The sequence below is a fragment of the Pseudoduganella albidiflava genome, from assembly GCF_004322755.1.
Taxonomy (GTDB): Bacteria; Pseudomonadota; Gammaproteobacteria; order Burkholderiales; family Burkholderiaceae_D; genus Rugamonas; species Rugamonas albidiflava.
On sequence record NZ_CP036401.1, the window covers coordinates 4,939,307 to 4,960,742 of the forward strand.

The 21,436-nt window shown below is 60.7% G+C and carries 13 protein-coding genes, 2 tRNA genes and 3 rRNA genes; 9 read left to right on the plus strand and 9 right to left on the minus strand.

Translation table 11 applies throughout. The features are described 5' to 3' along the window. The 6 genes from EYF70_RS31940 to EYF70_RS20475 form a co-directional block, all read right to left on the minus strand. A complete protein-coding gene (locus tag EYF70_RS31940) occupies positions 1 to 2,433 on the minus strand; it encodes a DUF8189 domain-containing protein (protein WP_131147064.1) in 2,433 nt (810 codons plus the stop codon). A gap of 857 nt (positions 2,434 to 3,290) precedes the next feature. Next, positions 3,291 to 3,403, minus strand: a 5S ribosomal RNA gene (rrf, locus tag EYF70_RS20455). 142 nt (positions 3,404 to 3,545) lie between these two features. Then, positions 3,546 to 6,419: ribosomal RNA gene (locus EYF70_RS20460) — 23S ribosomal RNA — on the minus strand. A 221-nt stretch (positions 6,420 to 6,640) separates the two neighbouring features. After that, a tRNA-Ala gene (locus tag EYF70_RS20465) sits at positions 6,641 to 6,716 on the minus strand. Between the two features lie 24 nt (positions 6,717 to 6,740). Then, positions 6,741 to 6,817 (minus strand) — tRNA-Ile (locus EYF70_RS20470). A gap of 107 nt (positions 6,818 to 6,924) precedes the next feature. Continuing rightward, positions 6,925 to 8,455 (minus strand): 16S ribosomal RNA (locus tag EYF70_RS20475). The 16S, 23S and 5S rRNA genes sit together here with 2 tRNA genes alongside, the layout of an rRNA operon. A gap of 555 nt (positions 8,456 to 9,010) precedes the next feature. On the opposite strand from EYF70_RS20475, the gene EYF70_RS20480 reads away from it, so the two are divergent. The 3 genes from EYF70_RS20480 (at position 9,011) to EYF70_RS20490 (ending at position 12,177) form a co-directional block, all read left to right on the plus strand. Beyond that, positions 9,011 to 10,420: a sensor histidine kinase gene (locus EYF70_RS20480; protein ID WP_131147065.1), complete on the plus strand. Its 1,410-nt coding sequence runs from the start codon at positions 9,011 to 9,013 to the stop codon at positions 10,418 to 10,420. Between the two features lie 89 nt (positions 10,421 to 10,509). Then, on the plus strand, positions 10,510 to 11,271 hold the full coding sequence (locus tag EYF70_RS20485; RefSeq protein ID WP_131147066.1) for a LytR/AlgR family response regulator transcription factor: 762 nt from the start codon (positions 10,510 to 10,512) through the stop codon (positions 11,269 to 11,271). 93 nt (positions 11,272 to 11,364) lie between these two features. Beyond that, on the plus strand, positions 11,365 to 12,177 hold the full coding sequence (locus EYF70_RS20490; RefSeq protein ID WP_131147067.1) for a sensor histidine kinase: 813 nt from the start codon (positions 11,365 to 11,367) through the stop codon (positions 12,175 to 12,177). 78 nt (positions 12,178 to 12,255) lie between these two features. Here EYF70_RS20490 and EYF70_RS20495 read toward each other — a convergent pair whose 3' ends face one another. From EYF70_RS20495 to EYF70_RS20505, 3 genes are all read right to left on the minus strand, one after another. After that, positions 12,256 to 13,341, minus strand: a complete 1,086-nt coding sequence (locus EYF70_RS20495) for a porin (protein ID WP_229420475.1) — start codon at positions 13,339 to 13,341, stop codon at positions 12,256 to 12,258. Positions 13,342 to 13,472: 131 nt separating this feature from the next. After that, a complete protein-coding gene (locus EYF70_RS20500; protein ID WP_131147069.1) occupies positions 13,473 to 14,120 on the minus strand; it encodes a class I SAM-dependent methyltransferase in 648 nt (215 codons plus the stop codon). Beyond that, positions 14,117 to 15,058 carry a CysB family HTH-type transcriptional regulator gene (locus EYF70_RS20505; protein WP_131147070.1) on the minus strand — a complete coding sequence of 314 codons (942 nt, stop codon included), beginning with the start codon at positions 15,056 to 15,058 and terminating at the stop codon, positions 14,117 to 14,119. Before EYF70_RS20505 ends, EYF70_RS20500 begins: the two co-directional genes overlap by 4 nt. A gap of 192 nt (positions 15,059 to 15,250) precedes the next feature. On the opposite strand from EYF70_RS20505, the gene EYF70_RS20510 reads away from it, so the two are divergent. The 6 genes from EYF70_RS20510 (at position 15,251) to cobA (ending at position 21,316) form a co-directional block, all read left to right on the plus strand. Beyond that, a complete protein-coding gene (locus tag EYF70_RS20510) occupies positions 15,251 to 16,942 on the plus strand; it encodes a nitrite/sulfite reductase (protein ID WP_131147071.1) in 1,692 nt (563 codons plus the stop codon). Continuing rightward, complete coding sequence (locus tag EYF70_RS20515; RefSeq protein WP_174800418.1) at positions 16,935 to 17,501, plus strand: DUF934 domain-containing protein; 567 nt, start codon at positions 16,935 to 16,937, stop codon at positions 17,499 to 17,501. Before EYF70_RS20510 ends, EYF70_RS20515 begins: the two co-directional genes overlap by 8 nt. Before the next feature lie 16 nt (positions 17,502 to 17,517). Further along, complete coding sequence (locus EYF70_RS20520; RefSeq protein WP_131147072.1) at positions 17,518 to 18,234, plus strand: phosphoadenylyl-sulfate reductase; 717 nt, start codon at positions 17,518 to 17,520, stop codon at positions 18,232 to 18,234. A 36-nt stretch (positions 18,235 to 18,270) separates the two neighbouring features. Further along, positions 18,271 to 19,212, plus strand: a complete 942-nt coding sequence (gene cysD, locus EYF70_RS20525) for a sulfate adenylyltransferase subunit CysD (RefSeq protein WP_131147073.1) — start codon at positions 18,271 to 18,273, stop codon at positions 19,210 to 19,212. Continuing rightward, a complete protein-coding gene (locus EYF70_RS20530; RefSeq protein WP_131147074.1) occupies positions 19,212 to 20,513 on the plus strand; it encodes a sulfate adenylyltransferase subunit 1 in 1,302 nt (433 codons plus the stop codon). Before cysD ends, EYF70_RS20530 begins: the two co-directional genes overlap by 1 nt. An 83-nt stretch (positions 20,514 to 20,596) precedes the next feature. Continuing rightward, on the plus strand, positions 20,597 to 21,316 hold the full coding sequence (gene cobA / locus EYF70_RS20535; protein ID WP_131147075.1) for a uroporphyrinogen-III C-methyltransferase: 720 nt from the start codon (positions 20,597 to 20,599) through the stop codon (positions 21,314 to 21,316). Positions 21,317 to 21,436 lie beyond the last annotated feature (120 nt).

The following is a 21,436-nucleotide window of genomic DNA, read 5'->3' on the forward strand; positions in this document are numbered from 1 at the left end:
TCAGGCATGCATCGTCAGCGACCGGTGCAACAGGTCCCTGGCGGTGGTGGCGATCGCCGGCGCCTGGGGTGCCTGTGCCGGTGCCGTTGCAGGTAGCGCAAGCCCGCCCGGCTCCTGCGAGCCCGTGCGGAATGCCGAGATCACGCCGCCCATGAACTCGTAGTCCGTGACCGACGGCCCCCACGCGGCGCCATCCCACCACTTGTGGTATAGCGCGCTATCGGTGCCGGTGACGAAGACATCGAGCCGATTCGGACCCCACGACGCGACCCGGGGCGTGGAGGTGCAGGTGCCGCCCATGTATTCATAGCCGGTGAGCGACGGCCCCCAGGCGGCGCCATCCCACCACTTGTGGTACAGCGCGCTGTCGGTGCCGAGCACGAACAGGTCGAGGCGGTTCGGTCCCCACGCGACCGCTTGCGGCGCACCCACGCAGATTCCGCCCATCCGTTCGAAGCCATCGGCGGACGGTCCCCAGGCCGAGCCATCCCACCACTTGTGGTACAGCGCGCCATCGGTGCCGGTGACGAAGACATCGAGCCGGTCCGGGCCCCAGGCCACGGCGCGCGGAGCGGAAGTGCAGATGCCCCCCAGCCGTTCATAACCGGTCAGCGACGGGCCCCAGCCGGCGCCGTCGAACCACTTGTGGTACAGCGCACGGTCGGTGCCGATGACGAACACGTCGAGCCGGTTCGGGCCCCACGAGACGATTTCCGGCTGGCCGATGCAGGTGCCGCCCATGTCTTCATAGCCGGTGACGGACGGCCCCCACGCGGCGCCATCCCACCACTTGTGGAACAGTGCCCGGTTGGTGCCCAGCACGAAGACATCGAGCCGGTTCGGACCCCATGACACGATGCGCGGGTCGCCGGAGCAGATGCCGCCCATGTACTCGTAATCCGTGACGGACGGCCCCCAGGCGGCGCCATCCCACCACTTGTGATACAGCGCGCTGTCGGTGCCGGTGACGAACACGTCGAGGCGGTTCGGTCCCCATGCGACGGCCTGCGGCACGCTGGTGCAGGTGCCGCCCATCTGTTCGTAGCCGGTGACCGATGGCCCCCAGCCCGAGCCGTCCCACCATTTGTGGTACAGCGCGCGGTCCGTGCCGAGCACGAAGGTGTCGAGCCGGTTCGGTCCCCATGCCACCACGGGCTCCGAGCTGGGCCGCGTGGCCGTGGCGTCGATGCCGATGCTGGCGCGCACGCCGTCGAGGCAGGCCTGCATGCGGGCCACCTGGCCGGCGGAGAACATCACCATCGCGCGGTCGTCGACATAGTCCATGTAGTTCATGAACATGTCGCCATCCGGACCGTTGTTGCACGAGATATGGGGGAAGGTGGGGACGCCGACGTTGCCGCCGCCCTGGTTCGGCGTATCGGCCACGTTGTCGGAGCCGGAGCAGCCGGTGCCGTCATCGCCCCAGATGTGGAAGAGATCCAGCCAGTGGCCGATCTCGTGCGTCGTGGTGCGGCCCAGGTCGAATGGGGCCGCCGCGGTACCGTTGGTACCGAACGCCGATTGCAGGCAGACCACGCCATCGGTCTCGGCCGGGCCGCCGGGGAACTGCGCGTAGCCCAGCAGGCCGCCACCCAGCTGGCACACCCAGATATTGAGGTAGCGCTCCGCCGGCCAGGCGTCCAGCCCGCCGCTGGCGGTCGACTTCACGGCGTCGTTGTCGCTGAATGCCGCGACCGTGGTTTGCCGGCGCTCGATGCCCGTGGTGGGCGCGCCGTTCGGATCGACGGTCGCGAGCACGAATTCGATGCGGGCATCGGCGGCCAGCGGCAGGAATGGCGGCGGCGTGGTGGCGACATCCGGATTGGTGCGGCGGAAGTCGCGGTTCAGCACCTCGATCTGGCTGGCGACCTGTGCATCGGAAATGTTCTGCGCGGTGGTGTTCCACACGACGTGGACAACGACCGGTATGCGCGTGATGCCGGTACGCTGCGCGCTTGCACTGCCCGTTTCATAACGCTGCGCGCGGATTTCGATCTGGTCGCGCGCCCGTGCGTAGGCGGGATTGGTCGACAACAGGCGGCGATGCACATCCATCGTGGCGCAACGCCTGACTCGCGGCTGGCTGTTGCCGCCGCCGTTGCCGCCCGAACCGCCCATGCCTCCCGAGCCGCCAATGCCGCCCTGGCCAGCGCCGCCGCCGTTCATTGGCCCGCCAGGCATGGCATTGTTGCGGCTGTCGGCCCGCTCCGTCATGCTTCCCGCGGGCATGCCATCCAGGCTGCCCCGCTGCGATACGCCGGGCATGCCGCGATCGTCGCCATCGGCCAGGCCGAGCGGTTGTTCGCCAGCCATGTGGAAATGCGCGATGCCATTGCCGCTGGCCGCCCCGTCGCCTTTCGCGGCGTTCGGTTCGCTGCAGCCGCAATCATCGGCCATTGCCGCGGCCGCCCCTTTTTGCTGTTTCGCTTTCATGTCGCCTCCCTAGTGTTGAGTCCCGCACCGTCGTGCACACTTCGAGCGCCCATGCGCGCCACCTCCCATCGTGAGTGATACGTCTCGTTTCATACTAGGCCATATATCCGGCAGGGCGCCGGCTATCATCCCCGTCGGTTCACATTAATATTGATCCGTAGAGCGGCCCGCGATAGCCTGAATAAACTGAAATTGCCGGGTCTGCCATGCAGCTTGCGTAGTTCGTTTGCGAGCGCGTGTGCCGCGTCATCGTGTAAGCGGACGCTAACGCCCCTCTCCTTCCAGGCTCCGGCCAAAACCGGTGACAGGCTCCGATTTCTTTCAAAAGGTTTCTGAAAAGCGGTGACAGGCTCGCATTGTTTTCGAAAGGTTCTCGACATCGGAGGTGTCACCAGTTTCCCTCTCGTGCGACATGGCAGTACACAAAAGCAGTGACAGGCTCCAATGGTTTTCGAAAGGTTTCCGAAAACCGGTGACAGGCTCCGATTGTTTTCGAAAGGATCTTCGCAGATGTAGCCCGTCACCGTTTCGTTGCGACTTTCGCGACGAAATCGGAGCCTGTCACTGGTTTCGCTACAGGTTTCGCGGCGAAATCGGAGCCTGTCCCCGGTTTTTTGGTAACAATTGGGGTGGCCAAAAGCAAAAAACCCCGCCAGCACACGCTAGCGGGGTTTTTCTATATAACAGCCTGACGATAACCTACTTTCACACTGGTTGCAGTAGCGACGTCGGGCAGTGCCCGGCGGAGCAATCGGCGCATTCGACAGCTTGAAGCGGAGCCCGACAGCATGCTGCAATCCATAAGCACAAATGAAAAAAGCCCACCAGATCACTGGTGGGCTTTTCTCGGTATAACAGCCTGACGATAACCTACTTTCACACTGGTTGCAGCACTATCATCGGCGCAAAGTCGTTTCACGGTCCTGTTCGGGATGGGAAGGGGTGGGACCGACTTGCTATGGTCATCAGGCATGACTTGTACGCAGTGCCGTTCCCTATGGGGCAACGTCACTGCTCAATCTGGAAGAAGTAAGTTGGGTTGTAGTTATTAACTACGTCTCATCAAAGAGTAAATGCGAGGAATCATCATGATTCATAACCGTCAAGGTTATAGGGACAAGCCGTACGGGCAATTAGTATCAGTTAGCTTAATGCATTACTGCACTTCCACACCTGACCTATCAACGTCCTGGTCTCGAACGACCCTTCAAGGAGCTCAAGGCTCCGGGAAATCTCATCTCAAGGCAAGTTTCCCGCTTAGATGCTTTCAGCGGTTATCTCTTCCGAACTTAGCTACCCGGCAATGCCACTGGCGTGACAACCGGTACACCAGAGGTTCGTCCACTCCGGTCCTCTCGTACTAGGAGCAGCCCCCTTCAAATTTCCAACGCCCACGGCAGATAGGGACCAAACTGTCTCACGACGTTTTAAACCCAGCTCACGTACCACTTTAAATGGCGAACAGCCATACCCTTGGGACCGGCTACAGCCCCAGGATGTGATGAGCCGACATCGAGGTGCCAAACTCCCCCGTCGATATGAACTCTTGGGAGGAATCAGCCTGTTATCCCCAGAGTACCTTTTATCCGTTGAGCGATGGCCCTTCCATACAGAACCACCGGATCACTATGTCCTACTTTCGTACCTGCTCGACTTGTCGGTCTCGCAGTTAAGCACGCTTATGCCATTGCACTATTAGCACGATGTCCGACCGTACCTAGCGTACCTTCGAACTCCTCCGTTACACTTTAGGAGGAGACCGCCCCAGTCAAACTGCCTACCATGCACTGTCCCCGATCCGGATAACGGACCAAGGTTAGAACCTCAAACAAACCAGGGTGGTATTTCAAGGTTGGCTCCACGAGAACTGGCGTCCCCGCTTCAAAGCCTCCCACCTATCCTACACAGATTGGTTCAAAGTCCAATGCAAAGCTACAGTAAAGGTTCATGGGGTCTTTCCGTCTAGCCGCGGGTAGATTGCATCATCACAAACACTTCAACTTCGCTGAGTCTCGGGAGGAGACAGTGTGGCCATCGTTACGCCATTCGTGCAGGTCGGAACTTACCCGACAAGGAATTTCGCTACCTTAGGACCGTTATAGTTACGGCCGCCGTTTACTGGGACTTCAATCAAGAGCTTGCACCCCATCATTTAATCTTCCAGCACCGGGCAGGCGTCACACCCTATACGTCCACTTTCGTGTTTGCAGAGTGCTGTGTTTTTATTAAACAGTCGCAGCCACCATTTTATTGCAACCCTGTCACCCTTCTGCAGTAAAGCAGTCAAGCTACTGGGGCGTACCTTTTCCCGAAGTTACGGTACCAATTTGCCGAGTTCCTTCTCCCGAGTTCTCTCAAGCGCCTTAGAATACTCATCTCGCCCACCTGTGTCGGTTTGCGGTACGGTCTCGTATGACTGAAGCTTAGAGGCTTTTCTTGGAACCACTTCCGATTGCTTCGCGCCACATGGGCGCTCGTCCCAGTCCCTTGAATTATGTGCCCGGATTTGCCTAAGCACCTTCTATGAACCAGAAACTGACTATTCCAACAGTCAGACAACCTTCCGCGATCCGTCCCCCCATCGCATCATACGACGGTGCAGGAATATTAACCTGCTTCCCATCAGCTACGCATCTCTGCCTCGCCTTAGGGGCCGACTCACCCTGCTCCGATGAACGTTGAACAGGAAACCTTGGGCTTACGGCGTGCGGGCTTTTCACCCGCATTATCGCTACTCATGTCAGCATTCGCACTTCTGATACCTCCAGCATCCTTTACAAGACACCTTCGCAGGCTTACAGAACGCTCTCCTACCATATCCTTGCGGATATCCGCAGCTTCGGTGACTGGCTTAGCCCCGTTACATCTTCCGCGCAGGACGACTCGATCAGTGAGCTATTACGCTTTCTTTAAATGATGGCTGCTTCTAAGCCAACATCCTGACTGTTTTAGCCTTCCCACTTCGTTTTCCACTTAGCCAATCTTTGGGACCTTAGCTGGCGGTCTGGGTTGTTTCCCTCTTGACACCGGACGTTAGCACCCGATGTCTGTCTCCCAAGCTCGCACTCATCGGTATTCGGAGTTTGCAATGGTTTGGTAAGTCGCGATGACCCCCTAGCCATAACAGTGCTCTACCCCCGATGGTGATACTTGAGGCACTACCTAAATAGTTTTCGGAGAGAACCAGCTATTTCCAAGTTTGTTTAGCCTTTCACCCCTATCCACAGCTCATCCCCTAATTTTTCAACATTAGTGGGTTCGGTCCTCCAGTGCGTGTTACCGCACCTTCAACCTGGCCATGGATAGATCACTTGGTTTCGGGTCTACACCCAGCAACTAGCGCCCTGTTCGGACTCGATTTCTCTGCGGCTCCCCTATTCGGTTAACCTCGCTACTGAATGTAAGTCGCTGACCCATTATACAAAAGGTACGCCGTCACGGAACAAGTCCGCTCCGACTGTTTGTATGCACACGGTTTCAGGATCTATTTCACTCCCCTCCCGGGGTTCTTTTCGCCTTTCCCTCACGGTACTGGTTCACTATCGGTCGATTACGAGTATTTAGCCTTGGAGGATGGTCCCCCCATATTCAGACAGGATTTCTCGTGTCCCGCCCTACTTGTCGCATACTTAGTACCACCGGTCTGATTTCGCGTACGGGGCTATCACCCACTATGGCGCCTATTTCCAGAGGCTTCCACTACCAGTCCGACTATCATATGCAGGCTCTTCCCATTTCGCTCGCCACTACTTTGGGAATCTCGGTTGATTTCTTTTCCTGCAGCTACTTAGATGTTTCAGTTCGCCGCGTTCGCTTCACACACCTATGTATTCAGTGAGTGATGACCTATAAGGCCGGGTTTCCCCATTCGGAAATCTTCGGATCAATGCTCGTTTGTCAGCTCCCCGAAGCTTATCGCAGACTTCTACGTCCTTCATCGCCTGTAATCGCCAAGGCATCCACCATGTGCACTTATTCACTTGTCCCTATAACCTTGACGGCTATAGCACAAGCATTTACTACTGTGTTTGATGAGTTTTTGTATGCGTTCCTTTCGGAACACTACCCTAAGTGTATTCATTGCTGAATACGCTTAATAAAACTTTACTTCTTCCAGATTGTTAAAGAACGAAACAGCAGTAGCCTCTAAAAGACTAAACATAAAAGTGAACTCGTCACGCTTATGTTTAATATCTCGAGTAATGCGTGGTGGAGGATGACGGGATCGAACCGACGACCCCCTGCTTGCAAAGCAGGTGCTCTCCCAGCTGAGCTAATCCCCCAGGGAATTACGTGCGCTTGATACATGGTGGGTCTGGTTGGGCTCGAACCAACGACCCCCGCGTTATCAACACGGTGCTCTAACCAGCTGAGCTACAGACCCGCGTCGTTGATACCTGCGTACCTAGCGGTGCTACTGTTTCTTCTTCATTCGACAGTCGATAAGTGTGAGCGTTTGATGCACGATCTTGCGATCAGTGCCGACTCTAGAAAGGAGGTGATCCAGCCGCACCTTCCGATACGGCTACCTTGTTACGACTTCACCCCAGTCACGAATCCTACCGTGGTAAGCGCCCTCCTTGCGGTTAAGCTACCTACTTCTGGTAAAACCCGCTCCCATGGTGTGACGGGCGGTGTGTACAAGACCCGGGAACGTATTCACCGCGACATGCTGATCCGCGATTACTAGCGATTCCAACTTCATGCAGTCGAGTTGCAGACTACAATCCGGACTACGATACACTTTCTGGGATTAGCTCCCCCTCGCGGGTTGGCGGCCCTCTGTATGTACCATTGTATGACGTGTGAAGCCCTACCCATAAGGGCCATGAGGACTTGACGTCATCCCCACCTTCCTCCGGTTTGTCACCGGCAGTCTCATTAGAGTGCCCTTTCGTAGCAACTAATGACAAGGGTTGCGCTCGTTGCGGGACTTAACCCAACATCTCACGACACGAGCTGACGACAGCCATGCAGCACCTGTGTTCAGGTTCCCTTTCGGGCACTCCCGGATCTCTCCAGGATTCCTGACATGTCAAGGGTAGGTAAGGTTTTTCGCGTTGCATCGAATTAATCCACATCATCCACCGCTTGTGCGGGTCCCCGTCAATTCCTTTGAGTTTTAATCTTGCGACCGTACTCCCCAGGCGGTCTACTTCACGCGTTAGCTGCGTTACTAAGTCAATTAAGACCCAACAACTAGTAGACATCGTTTAGGGCGTGGACTACCAGGGTATCTAATCCTGTTTGCTCCCCACGCTTTCGTGCATGAGCGTCAGTCTTGACCCAGGGGGCTGCCTTCGCCATCGGTGTTCCTCCACATCTCTACGCATTTCACTGCTACACGTGGAATTCTACCCCCCTCTGCCAAACTCTAGCCTTGCAGTCTCCATCGCCATTCCCAGGTTAAGCCCGGGGATTTCACGACAGACTTACAAAACCGCCTGCGCACGCTTTACGCCCAGTAATTCCGATTAACGCTTGCACCCTACGTATTACCGCGGCTGCTGGCACGTAGTTAGCCGGTGCTTATTCTTCAGGTACCGTCATGAGGCACGGATATTAGCCGTACCCTTTTCTTCCCTGACAAAAGAGCTTTACAACCCGAAGGCCTTCTTCACTCACGCGGCATTGCTGGATCAGGGTTGCCCCCATTGTCCAAAATTCCCCACTGCTGCCTCCCGTAGGAGTCTGGACCGTGTCTCAGTTCCAGTGTGGCTGGTCGTCCTCTCAGACCAGCTACTGATCGTCGCCTTGGTGAGCCTTTACCTCACCAACTAGCTAATCAGATATCGGCCGCTCCAGGAGCACAAGGCCTTGCGGTCCCCTGCTTTCATCCATAGATCGTATGCGGTATTAGCGTAACTTTCGCTACGTTATCCCCCACTCTTGGGCACGTTCCGATATATTACTCACCCGTTCGCCACTCGCCGCCAGGCCGAAGCCCGCGCTGCCGTTCGACTTGCATGTGTAAAGCATGCCGCCAGCGTTCAATCTGAGCCAGGATCAAACTCTTCAGTTTAATCTCTGTTTTATGTCGTTTCCGACATGGTCACTCACTCAAATAACTGACGAATCATCCGAAGATGATCACGTTTTATTACTTGTGTAAGCGTTTGATGCTATATATTTTGAGCTTCAGGACTGAAGTCCTGGGCACACCACATCAAACGCCCACACTTATCGACTGTTGATTGTTAAAGAATTCTGCCCAAGTATTTCAACTTCGGGCTTGCTGCGGATCCGGTGAACTTTCGTTCGACCCGGCGACAAATCGTTGTGTTTGTCAGCAGCAGAGAGGCAAGATTATCGGGTGCTTCGTGCGATTCGTCAAGCTTCTTTTTGCCCCGCCTCAACTTGCTTGTTTCACTTTCGTGACAGCTGCGTTGCTGCGAGGGACAGAACTATACCAACCCATCCGCTGCCGCGCAAGCGCTTTTTTGCGCCATCCGGCCATCGCGCACTTTCCCGTTCCAGTCCTGCGATTGCGCAGACTGTCGCACGGCTCTCGCCCGGTGGACAGTTTTGCGTTACGTTATCTACACTTGCTGCCCTATATAGAGAACGGACGCCGTCGATGTTCCCCACGCCGAAACTACAAGAAACCCTGAAGACCCTCCTGGCTTCGCTGCATACGGGCTTCGACCGGACTGCCACCTGGGTCACGCAATTGTCGTGGTGGAAGTTCTTCCTATTTGCCGCATTGGCGCTGATCGCGGCGTCGATCCTGCAGGATGAGCTGTTTTCGCCGAATATCGATGAAGACGTCGTTATCCGCTCGCACAAGCGCCCCAGCACGGGCAGCGACACCAGTATCGTCATCGACGACAGCGGCATCCATTTCAATCCGCGCGGCGGCAAGCTGCGCAACCCGGCACCGTCAGAGGCGGGTGATGCCGCCGACGCACCTGAAGCTGCCGAAGCGGCGGCCGCACCCGAAGCTCCGGAAGCATCCGGCGCCGCCGAAGCAGGCGATGCCGCTCCTGCTGCTCCTGCTGCTCCTGCTGCTCCTGCTGCTCCCGCTGCTCCTGCCCCCCCTGCCGCCGCCGCAGCGCCTGCCGCCCCTGCCCCTCCGCTCGTCAAGGGCCGCTCGACCCCGGTCGTCACCGCCCTCCCTGGCGAAGAAGTGCACATCGAACTGCCGCCGCAGATCGGCGAAGAGCTGTCCAATGCGCTGGAAGAAGCGGTCGACAACGCGGCCGAGGAAAAGGTGTCCCGGTACCACGAGCAGGCGTCCACCTGGTTCCAGAGTTTTGTCTTCCTGCTGGTGCTGACGCTGTTCGGCATGAAGGCCCTGATGGGCGGGAAGAAGAAGGCGGAAGCGGAAACCCAGACCGCCAATGCGGCCGCCGAGCGCGCCGCCATGCAGCGCCAGCTGTCGGAAGCAAAGATGCAGATGATGCAGGCCCAGGTCGAGCCGCACTTCCTGTTCAACACGCTGGCCTCCGTGGAACACCTGATCGAGACCGATCCACCGCGGGCGTCGGCCATGCAGCGCAGCCTGATCAAGTACTTGCGGGCCGTGCTGCCGCAGATGCGCGACAACACGCTGATCACCAACCTGGGCCGCGAAGCGGACATGGTGCTGGCCTACCTGGCGCTGCTGAAGATGCGGATGGAGGAACGGCTGACGATCGACTTCGACATTCCCGATGGCCTGCGCAGCGCGGCATTCCCGCCGATGATGCTGCAGTCGATGGTGGAGAACGCCATCAAGCACGGCCTGGAAGGCAAGCCCGAAGGTGGAACGCTGAAGGTGCGCGCGGATGTGGCGCACAGCAAGCTGCGCGTGATCGTCGCCGACAATGGCCTCGGCTTCGGCGCCAAGCCCAGCGACGGCACCGGCCTGGGCTTGATGACGATCCGCGAGCGCCTGAAGCTGCTGCATGGCGATGCCGGCCAGTTGCGCATCGAACCGAACCAGCCGAGCGGCGTGATCGCCACGATCGAAGTGCCCTATCAGTTGTCCGAAGGGGCGCGCAAATAACACAAAACCCGGCGGCGGCGCCACGGCCATTGCGCGGTGCCCCGATTCATTGAATAATTGGCACCCATTGCCTCTTATTCCTGCCAGCCATGCCTACCGCGATTTTAGCCGACGATGAACGTTTGATGCGCGACCAGCTGCGCATGCGCCTGGGCCAGGTATGGCCTGAACTGGAGATCGTGGGCGAAGCCAAGAACGGCGACGAGGCGATCGAGCTGGTCGACCAGCTGAAGCCCGACTTCACCTTCCTCGACATCCGCATGCCCGGCAAGACCGGCATGGAAGCCGCGGCCATCATCGGCAACAAGAGCCATGTCGTGTTCGTCACGGCCTACGACGCGTATGCCGTGGAAGCCTTCGAGCGCGGGGCCGTCGATTACGTGCTCAAGCCGCCGGAGCAGGAACGGCTGAAGATCACCGCGGAGCGCCTGAAGGAACGGCTGAACAAGCCGGCCGGCGACGTCAATGCCAGCGTGACCGCCATGCTGTCGCAACTGGCGGAAAAGATCGCCGCGCCGAAGCCGAAGTTCCTGCAATGGATCCAGGCCAGCATCGGCCAGGACCTGCGCATGATTCCCGTCGAGGAAATCCTGTTCTTCCGCTCGGACGAAAAATACACCTGCGTGCAGACCGACAAGTTCGAAGCCCTGATCCGCAAACCGGTGCGCGACCTGGCCGACGAACTCGATCCTTCGCTGTTCTGGCAGATCCACCGCGCCACGCTGGTCAATGTGAACGCGATCGAAGGGGTGACGCGCGATATCCGGGGCCGGCACCTGGTGATGGTCAAGGGCCGGCCCGAGAAGCTGGAAGTGAGCCGCAGCTTCCTGCACCTGTTCAAGCAGATGTAAGTCTGCCGGCGCAGTTGTGCCACATCAATCCTTCCGAACCCATCTGTATTAGGGTTTTCGAGCGGCTGCCCGCATCAGCCGAAGGGAGCACCGATGTCCATGTCACGACCATTGCTGGTGGCTGCACTGATCCTCGCAGCGCATTTTGCCTGGCGGCTCGACGCGCGGCCGACCACCCTTGCCGAACAGCGCGAGGCCGACGCCCGCGCCCGCATGGCCGGGCGCCGCGCGACCGACTCCGCGCTGGAGAATATCCGCGAGGAAGAACGCGCCCATATCGCGCGCGAACTGCATGACGACCTGGGCCAGCTGCTGGCCACGCTGCGCGTGGACATGAGCCTGCTGATGCGGCAACCGGTTGCCGACGATGCCACGCGCGACCTGCTGGCGGGCATGGACGGGCGGCTGCTGTCGGCGATCACGTCGCTGCGGCGCATCGCCAGCAACCTGCGCCCGCATGCGCTCGATGAAGGCGGCCTGTACTTCGCGCTGCAATCGCTGCGCCATGAATTCGCGGAGCGCCATGGCATCGTGTGCGAACTCGCCGCACGCGAAGACGAGCTGGTCTTGAACGACCGCTACAGCACGGCGCTCTTCCGCATCGTGCAGGAATCCCTGACCAACATCGCCCGCCACGCGCAGGCCCGCCATGTGCGCATCGCGCTGCGCCGGCACCGGGCCACGCTGTACCTGACGATCGAGGACGATGGCCGCGGCATTGCCCAGGCGGACATGGAAAAACCCACGTCGTTCGGCCTGCTCGGCATGCGCGAACGGGTGTGGGCGATCCGCGGCGATATCGCGATCACCGGCAGCCACCGCGGCACGCGGATCGAGATACACCTGCCGCTGCCGGGTGACGCCCTCGACATCGGCAAACTGCCCAATGCCCACCGAGCCAACTGAACCGCTGCCGGAATGACCTGCGCATGAAAAAACGCCCGGCGCGTGCCGGGCGTTTTCATCGGGTACCGCGGTCAGGCATCAGAACGTGTGGCGAATGCCCAGGTTGAAGCCGGTGTCGCCGCTGCCGGTTTCGTTGTTGTTACCCACGGTGTAGCCGGCGCCGTTCTTGTTGTCGATCTTTGCGTAGGCAACGTAGGCGCTGGTGCGCTTCGACAGGTCGTGCGAGTAGCCCACGGCCCACTGGCGCGCATCCTGGTTGTTGACGGTCTTGTCGTTCTTGTTCATCCACGAAGCGATGATCTTGCCGGAGCCGACCGGCACCTGCACACCCACCAGCGCGTCGTCCGCTTCCAGCGAGGCGCGCGGCGCGACGGCGTAGCCGAACGCGTTGGCGACCGGGATCGGCGAGCTGTTCAGGCCCTTGTCGCGCTCGAAGGCGGCGAACACCTTGACGACCTTGAAGTCGTAGTTGACGGCCAGCAGCGTGTTCTTGCCGTCTTCGCGCTCGGCGGCCGGGGTGGTGCCGGAAGCAACGGTGTCGTTGTTACGGTTGTTGTACACCAGGGCCGCGTTCAGGCCGCCCGACGTGTAGTTGAAGCCGATCGAGAAGACGCGGCCGGCTTCGCTGTCGCCAGCCTGCTCGCCCAGCGCATACAGGCCTTCCACCGAGAAGCCCGCCCACTTCGGCGTGGTGTACACGATCGCGTTCGATACGCGGGTGTTGACGCCGCCGGTCGGGAACAGGTTCTTGGCGCTGCCAGCGTAGCCGGCGCCGAACGGGTCGGCAATCTTCGACAGCGCGTTGTACAGCGGGTTGTACTGGCGGCCCAGCGTCAGCGTACCCAGCGTCTTGCTGGACAGGCCCACGAATGCCTGGCGGTTGAACAGCGCGCCCGAGCTGTCGATGGCGCCGTCGTCGATCTTGTAGCCCGATTCCAGCGTGAAGATCGCGGACAGGCCATTGCCCAGGTCTTCGGTGCCGCGGAAACCAATCCGCGACTGGCTGCCGATGCCGCTCGTCACCTTGGTGACGTCACCGGCCGCGCCACCGGTCTCACGGACGATACCCGCATCCACGATACCGTAGATGGTGACGTTCGACTGGGCGGAAGCGGTGGCTGCGAAGCTGCCGGCGATGAGTACGGCCAGGGTAAGTTTTTTCACTTTGATGTTCTCTTGTTGAAGTTGGTCGGACTGTGAGACCGCTCTGGGTCTGACGCGGCGTATCATGCCTTCCAAATACTTCAACAATATGACATCAATAACTTGTTACCAAAACACAACAGGTATTGCGTTTACTTCAGTCGCGCTGTCAGCAGCCAATAATATTGCCACCGTTCGATGCGGATTTCCTTCGTGGATGCCGCCAGTTTCTTGCGCAGGTAGCTGTCGGTCGGGAAATTCTTGACGATTTCAAGGCGCTCGCCGGATGGCAGCGTACGGAACTGGTAGGTGTTGCCTTCCTGGTCCGTCCGGGCGATGACGGTGCTGCTGCCATCCACGTACACGTTATCCAGCAACACCAGCAGCACATCCTTGCCCAGCTTCGCGCGCAATTGCGCCACGAACCGCTCCTGCTCTTCGCGCTTCACGTGCGACCACCAGAATCCGGCGAACACGGCCGTGTATTCGCCGGGCGCCGGCGGCAGGTCGAACGCATCGGCCTGCGCAAAGGTGACGTTGCCTTCCGGCTGGCGCGCGCGCGCCAGCGCCAGCGCTTCCTCATTGACGTCGATGGCGTGGATCGAGGCGGCGCTCGCCCCGATCAGCCGGGTCCAGTAACCGGTGCCGCAGGCGATTTCCAGCACCTTGTGGCCGCGCAGCAGCTCGGGCAGTCTCTGGCGCAACAAGGCCAGGTCGGCCTGCCGTTCCGGCTTGTCGTACGTGTCTTCGATGGCGGCCGCGTTCAGCGCGTAATACCGCTGCAATGTTTCATGATTCATAATTCGTAGTTTTCGTGCTCACCGCGCATGGCCTGCTCCACCAGCTTGCGGTTCAGGGTGGGAGCGAGCAGCTCGATGAACGTATAAATATAGGAGCGCAGATAAGCGCCCTGCTTCACCGCCACGCGCGAGACATTCATGCCGAACAGGTGGCCGACCGAAATCGCCCGCAGGTTGCGGTCCCGCTCGGCATCGAAGGCCATGCCGGCAATGATGCCGATGCCCATGCCCAGTTCCACATAGGTCTTGATCACGTCCGCATCGATCGCTTCCAGCAGCACGTCCGGCTTCAGGCCGCGCAGCGAGAAAGCATGGTCGATCTTGCTGCGGCCGGCAAACGCGCTGTCATACGTGATGACCGGGTAGGCGGCGATATCTTCCAGGGTGACGGACTTACCTTTCAGCAACGGATGCTCGGGCGGGACCACCACCACGTGTTCCCACTGGTAGCACGGCAGCGTGATTAGGTTGTCGACACCGGCGATGGACTCGGTGGCGATGGCCAGGTCGGCCTGGTCGCGCTGCACCATCTCGGCGATCTGCCGTGGATTACCTTGCAAAAGTGACAACCTCACCTTGGGAAACTTCAGCATGAAGGCCTGCACCACCTTCGGCAGCGTGTAGCGGGCCTGCGTATGCGTGGTGGCGATCGTGAAACTGCCACTGTCCTGCGCCGCGTATTCCTTGCCGATCCGCTTCAGGCTGTCGATCTCCTGCATGATCAGCTCGACCGACTCCAGGACCAGCCGGCCCGGCTCGGTCAAGCCGCGGATGCGTTTGCCATGGCGGGTGAAGATATCCACACCCAGCTCTTCTTCCAGCTCGATGATGGCCTTGGACACGCCCGGCTGCGACGTGAACAGCGCCTTGGCGGCATCGGTCAGGTTGTAATTCTGGCGGACGGCTTCCCGTACGAAACGAAGTTGATGAAGATTCATGTAGTTCCTGGCGGTAAGTCCGCTATTTTACGCTGAAGCTTATACCGCCCACGCATATAAGCAAATAAAGACTAAGTCGTTTGGAATAAAGCGTGAGTTTATTACGATAACGCCTATCTTGGGGACAACCTGCCGGGAGAGCCCGTCGGCAAGCCGCCGGTAAGCTCCATGCTTTGCGATTATAGGAACGCTATGTACCAATACGATCAATACGACCATCTCATCGTGCGGGAGCGCATCGCGCAGTACCGCGACCAGGTGCAGCGCCGCCTGTCCGGTGAGTTGACCGAAGAAGAATTCCTGCCGCTGCGCCTGCAGAACGGCCTGTACATGCAGCGTCATGCCTACATGCTGCGGATCGCCGTGCCCTATGGCCTGCTGTCCTCGAAGCAGATGCGCATGTTCGCCCATATCGCCCGCAAGTACGACCGCGGCTATGGCCACTTCACCACGCGCCAGAACATCCAGTTCAACTGGATCGAGCTGGAACAGACGCCGGACATCCTGGCCGACCTGGCCTCCGTCGAGATGCACGCGATCCAGACTTCCGGCAACTGCATCCGCAACGTGACGTCGGACGAATTCGCCGGCGTGGCCGCCGACGAGATCATCGATCCGCGCCCGTATGCCGAAGTGCTGCGCCAGTGGTCCACCTTCCACCCCGAGTTCATCGCCCTGCCCCGCAAGTTCAAGGTGGCGATCAACGGCGCCCTGGAAGACCGCGCCGCGATCGCCATCCACGACATCGGCCTGACGGTCGTGAAGAACGAAGCCGGCGAGATCGGCTTCAAGGTCATGGTCGGCGGCGGCATGGGCCGCACCCCGATCATCGGCACCACGATCCGCGAATTCCTGCCGCGCGAACACCTGCTGACGTACACGGAAGCGATCATGCGCGTGTACAACCAGTACGGCCGCCGCGACAACAAGTACAAGGCGCGCATCAAGATCCTGCTGAAGGCCATCGGCGCCGAGGAATTCGCCCGCCAGGTCGAAGAGGAATGGGCCGACCTGAAAGGTACCGAGGAAACGCTGACGCTGGAAGAAATGGAGCGCGTGATCGCCTACTTCCAGCCGCACCCGTACGAAACGCTCGAAGCGATCGACCCGCGTGCCGGCCATGAGGACAACAAGGCTTTCGCCAACTGGCTGGGCCGCAACGTCAAGCCGCACAAGCAGGCTGGCTACGCCGCCGTGATCCTGTCGCTGAAGAAAACCGGCGTGCCGCCGGGCGACGCCACCGCGGAACAGATGGACTTCATGGCCGACCTGGCGGACCGCTACAGCTTCGGCGAACTGCGCGTGACCCACGAGCAGAACATCGTGCTGGCGGACGTAAAGCAGTCGCAGCTGTTCGACCTGTGGAAAGAGATCAAGGCGCATGGCCTGGCCACGCCGAACATCGGCCTGCTGACCGACATCATCTGCTGCCCGGGCGGCGACTTCTGCTCGCTGGCCAACGCGAAATCGATCCCGATCTCGGCCGCCATCGCGGAACGCTTCGACCACCTCGACTTCCTGCACGACATCGGCGATATCGAACTGAACATCAGCGGCTGCATCAACGCCTGCGGCCACCACCACGTCGGCAATATCGGCGTGCTGGGCGTCGACAAGGATGGCAGCGAATGGTATCAGGTGTCGATCGGCGGCGCGCAGGGTAACGCCACCGCGATCGGCAAGATCATCGGCCCGTCGTTCTCCGCGCACCAGATGCCGGAAGTGATCGACCGCCTGCTGCGGGTGTACCTGCGCGAACGCACGCCGGACGAGAAATTCGTCGATACGGTGCAGCGCATCGGGATCGCCCCGTTCAAGGAACATGTTTATGCCACGCCGATCAACGAACCGGGTCGCCTGGTAGGAGAAGACGAATATGCCTGACCAAAATACCATCCAACGCATCATCAAGGGTAACCAGATCGTCGCCGACGACTGGACCGTGCTGCGCCTCGAAGAAGGGCAGGAACCGGCCACGGTGGAAGTCGCCGCCGGCAAGGTCATCGTGCCGCTGAAAGTGTGGCAGGCGCAGAAGGAAGCGCTGGCCGCCCGCCCGGAAATCGGCGTGTGGCTGCAGTCCGACGAGCGCCCCGAAGAGCTGAAGGGCGAACTGGACAAGTTCTCGGTCGTGGCCGTGAACTTCCCGAAGTTCACCGACGGCCGCGGCTACTCGATCGCCTACAACCTGCGCATGCGCCTCGGCTATACCGGTGAGCTGCGCGCCATCGGCGACGTGCTGCGCGACCAGCTGTTCCAGATGAAGCGCACCGGCTTCGACGCGTATGCGCCGCGCCCGGACCGCAGCATCGAGGATGCGCTGAAAGGCCTGACCGTGTTCTCCGAAACCTACCAGGCGTCGGTCGACGACAAGTTGCCGCTGTTCCGCCGCCATGCCCGTACGGCCGGGGCGCGCGAGCACAACGACATCGGCTCCGGCATCTGAAAGGCTGGGGAACAACATGAGCAAGCTCGATTCTCTCGTTGCATCCACCAGGCAGACCCTGGAACTGATTGCACGCGAGTACACGCCAGCCGTGTTCGCCTCCAGCCTGGCGGCCGAAGACATGGTGCTGACGGACCTGATCCTGAAAGCGAAGCTGCCGATCGGCATCTTCTCGCTGGAAACGGGCCGCCTGCACAAGGAAACGCTGGCCATGCTGGACCGCGTGAAGGAGCACTACGGCTACGAGATCACCCTGTACCGCCCGCAGCAGGATGCGGTGGACCAGTACGTGGCGCAGAATGGCCTGAACGCTTTCTACGACAGCGTGGACATGCGCAAGGAATGCTGCCGCATCCGCAAGGTGGAGCCGCTGGGCCGTGCGCTGGCCGGCAACAAGGCCTGGATCACGGGCCAGCGCCGCGCGCAGTCGAATACCCGCACCACGCTGCAGGTACACGAGGACGATCCCGGGCACCTGATGGACAAGTTCAACCCGCTGGCCGACTGGTCCGAGGAAGACGTGTGGGACTACCTGCGCGCCAACAATGTGCCGACCAACGCGCTGCACGACCAGGGCTTCCCGTCGATCGGCTGCGAACCGTGCACCCGCGCGGTCCAGCCGGGCGAGGATGTGCGCGCCGGCCGCTGGTGGTGGGAAAACCCCGAATCGAAGGAATGCGGGCTGCACGTCGTCGACGGCAAGCTCATTCGAATCAAATCCGTGGCGGCTTAATTCATTATTTACGCAGGCCACAACAAGAGAAAACACATGAACGCACTGGCAGAAAACAAGATTACCGGGCTGGAGGACGTCAATGCGCGTCACCTGGACGCCCTCGAATCGGAAGCGATCCACATCCTGCGCGAAGTCGCGGCGGAGTGCTCCAACCCCGCGCTGCTGTTCTCGGGCGGCAAAGATTCGGTTGTCCTGCTGCGCCTGGCCGAAAAGGCTTTCCGGCCCGGTAAATTCCCGTTCCCGCTGGTGCACGTCGATACCGGCCACAACTTCCCGGAAGTGATCGAGTTCCGCGACCGCCGCGTGGCCGAACTGGGCGAGCGCCTGATCGTGGGCTCCGTCGAGGAATCGATCCGCAAGGGCACGGTGCGGCTGCGTAATCCGGCAACGGATTCGCGCAATGCCGCGCAAGCCGTGACGCTGCTGGAAACGATCGCCGAACACGACTTCGACGCCTGCATCGGCGGCGCCCGCCGCGACGAAGAAAAGGCCCGCGCGAAAGAACGCATCTTCTCGTTCCGCGACGAATTCGGCCAGTGGGATCCGAAGGCGCAGCGCCCGGAACTGTGGGACCTGTATAACACCCGCGTGCACCCGGGCGAGAACATGCGCGTGTTCCCGATCTCGAACTGGACGGAACTGGACGTGTGGCAGTACATCGCCCGCGAGAAACTGGCGCTGCCGTCGATCTATTTCGCGCACGAGCGCCAGGTCATTCCGCGCAACGGCCTGCTGGTGCCGCTGACCGACCTCACGCCGCCGCGCGAAGGCGAAACCGTCGAGACGCAGGTGGTGCGCTTCCGGACCGTGGGCGACATCTCGTGCACCTGCCCGGTATCGTCCGATGCCGCCGATGTCGATGCGATCATCGCCGAAACGGCCGTGACGCAAGTGACTGAACGGGGCGCCACGCGGATGGACGACCAGACCTCCGAAGCCTCGATGGAAAAACGCAAGAAAGCCGGATACTTCTGATGAACGCCATGAACGAAAACCTGTCCCAATCATCTTTGCTGCGCTTCATTACCGCCGGCTCCGTCGACGATGGCAAGAGCACGCTGATCGGCCGCCTGCTGTTCGACAGCAAGGGCATCTTCGCCGACCAGCTGGCCGCCGTGTCCCGCGCCAAGCACAAGCGCACGGTGGGCGACACCATCGACCTGTCGCTGCTGACCGATGGCCTGGAAGCGGAACGCGAGCAAGGCATTACGATCGACGTGGCCTACCGCTACTTCGCCACGCCCAAGCGCAAGTTCATCATCGCCGACACGCCCGGCCACGAGCAGTACACCCGCAACATGGTCACCGGCGCGTCCACGGCCGACGCGGTGATCATCCTGATCGACGTGTCGAAGGTGAAACTGCGCGAGGATGGCGGCGTTGACTTGCTGATCCAGACCAAGCGCCACTCGACCATCGCCCACCTGCTGCAGATCGAGCACGTGGTGGTGGCCGTCAACAAGATGGACCTGGTGAACTACGACCAGGACGTCTACGACCGCATCGTCAAGGCCTACGGCGAATTCGCGCAGACGCTGGGCCTGAAGGACATCACGCCGATCCCGCTGTCCGCCCTGACCGGCGACAACGTGGTCGAGAAGAGCGCCAACATGGCGTGGTACCAGGGTCCTACCCTGATCGAGCTGCTCGAATCGCTGTCCGTGTATGACGAGTCGCACGCTTCGCCGTTCCGCTTCCCGGTGCAGCTGGTGGCGCGCCACAACGGCCACGAAGCCAACGACTTCCGCGGCTACATGGGCCGCATCGAAGCCGGCAAGGTATCCGTGGGCGACAAGCTGGTGGTGCAGCCTTCCGGCCACAGCGCCACCGTGAAGGAAATCGTCACGTTCGACGGCGCGCTGCAGTCGGCGACGGCCGGCCAGTCGGTGACGATCGTGCTGAACGAATACGTGGACGTGTCGCGCGGCGACGTGCTGGCCTCCGCCGAACAGCCGGCCACGCTGCTCAAGCAGGTGAGCGCCGATGTGTGCTGGCTGTCCGAGGAACCACTGGACCTGCGCCGCAAGTACTGGCTGAAGCACGGCACCAAGCAGACCGCCGCGAAGATCACGAAGATCGACTCGATCCTTGACATCAACACGCAGCAGCGTCACGATGCCGAGGCGCTGAAGCTGAACGACGTGGCCCGTATCGGCCTGACCGTGCAGCAGCCGCTGGCCGCCGATGCCTATGCCGACATCCGCGCCACCGGCGCCTTCATCCTGATCGATGAAGTCACGCACCAGACCGTGGCAGCCGGCATGATCCGGCTCTGAGTCGGCCTTGAGTCGGCTCCGAGTCGACTCGCAGTTGCGCCACGGCGAATAACGTCACCATCAACGCCAGCAGGGAGCCCGGTTTGCCAGCAGTCGGAAAAGTTTATCTCGTGGGCGCCGGTCCCGGCGCCGCTGACCTGATCACGGTACGCGGCGCCCGCCTGCTGGCCGATGCGGACGTCGTGCTCTACGACGCGCTGGTCACGCCAGAAATGCTGGCGCTGTGCCCGCAAGCCGACCTGGTGTCGGTCGGCAAGCGCGCCGGCCAGCGCTCGGCGGCGCAGGAATCCATCAACCAGCAGCTCATCGACTGCGCGCGCAAGTATGCGCGCGTGGTGCGCCTGAAAGGCGGCGACCCGATGCTGTTCGGCCGCGCCGACGAGGAGTTGACGGCGCTGGAAGCGGAAGGCATCGAGGTCGAGGTGGTGCCCGGGATTACCACGGCCGTTGCGGCTGCGGCGGCGGCCAAGCAGCCGCTGACGAAACGGGGCGTGGCCCGCAGCGTGGCCTTCTTCACGTCGAGCACGGCGCCGGACGAGGACGACCTGTCCGGCATCCCGTCGACCGATACGCTGGTGCAGTACATGGGTGGCCGCGAAGCCATCGCCACCGCCCAGCGCCTGCTGCAGCAGGGCCGCCGGCCCGATACGCCGGTACTGGTACTGGAAAACGTCAGCCGGCACGACCAGCGTATCGAGCGCATCACGCTGGACAAGCTGGCCCACGGCCTCGGTTCGCCGCACGGACCCGTGCTGGTGATGGTGGGCGAAGCGATGGAAGCCCGGCCGCTGCAGCCACGCTGATACCGCTATCGCGCTGTACCGCTATCGCTCTGATCCTGCATCGCTCTGAGCCTGTATTGCTCTGAGCCTGTATTGCTCTGATCCCGTATCGCTCTGGCCCTGTGTCGTGCCGATCCTCCA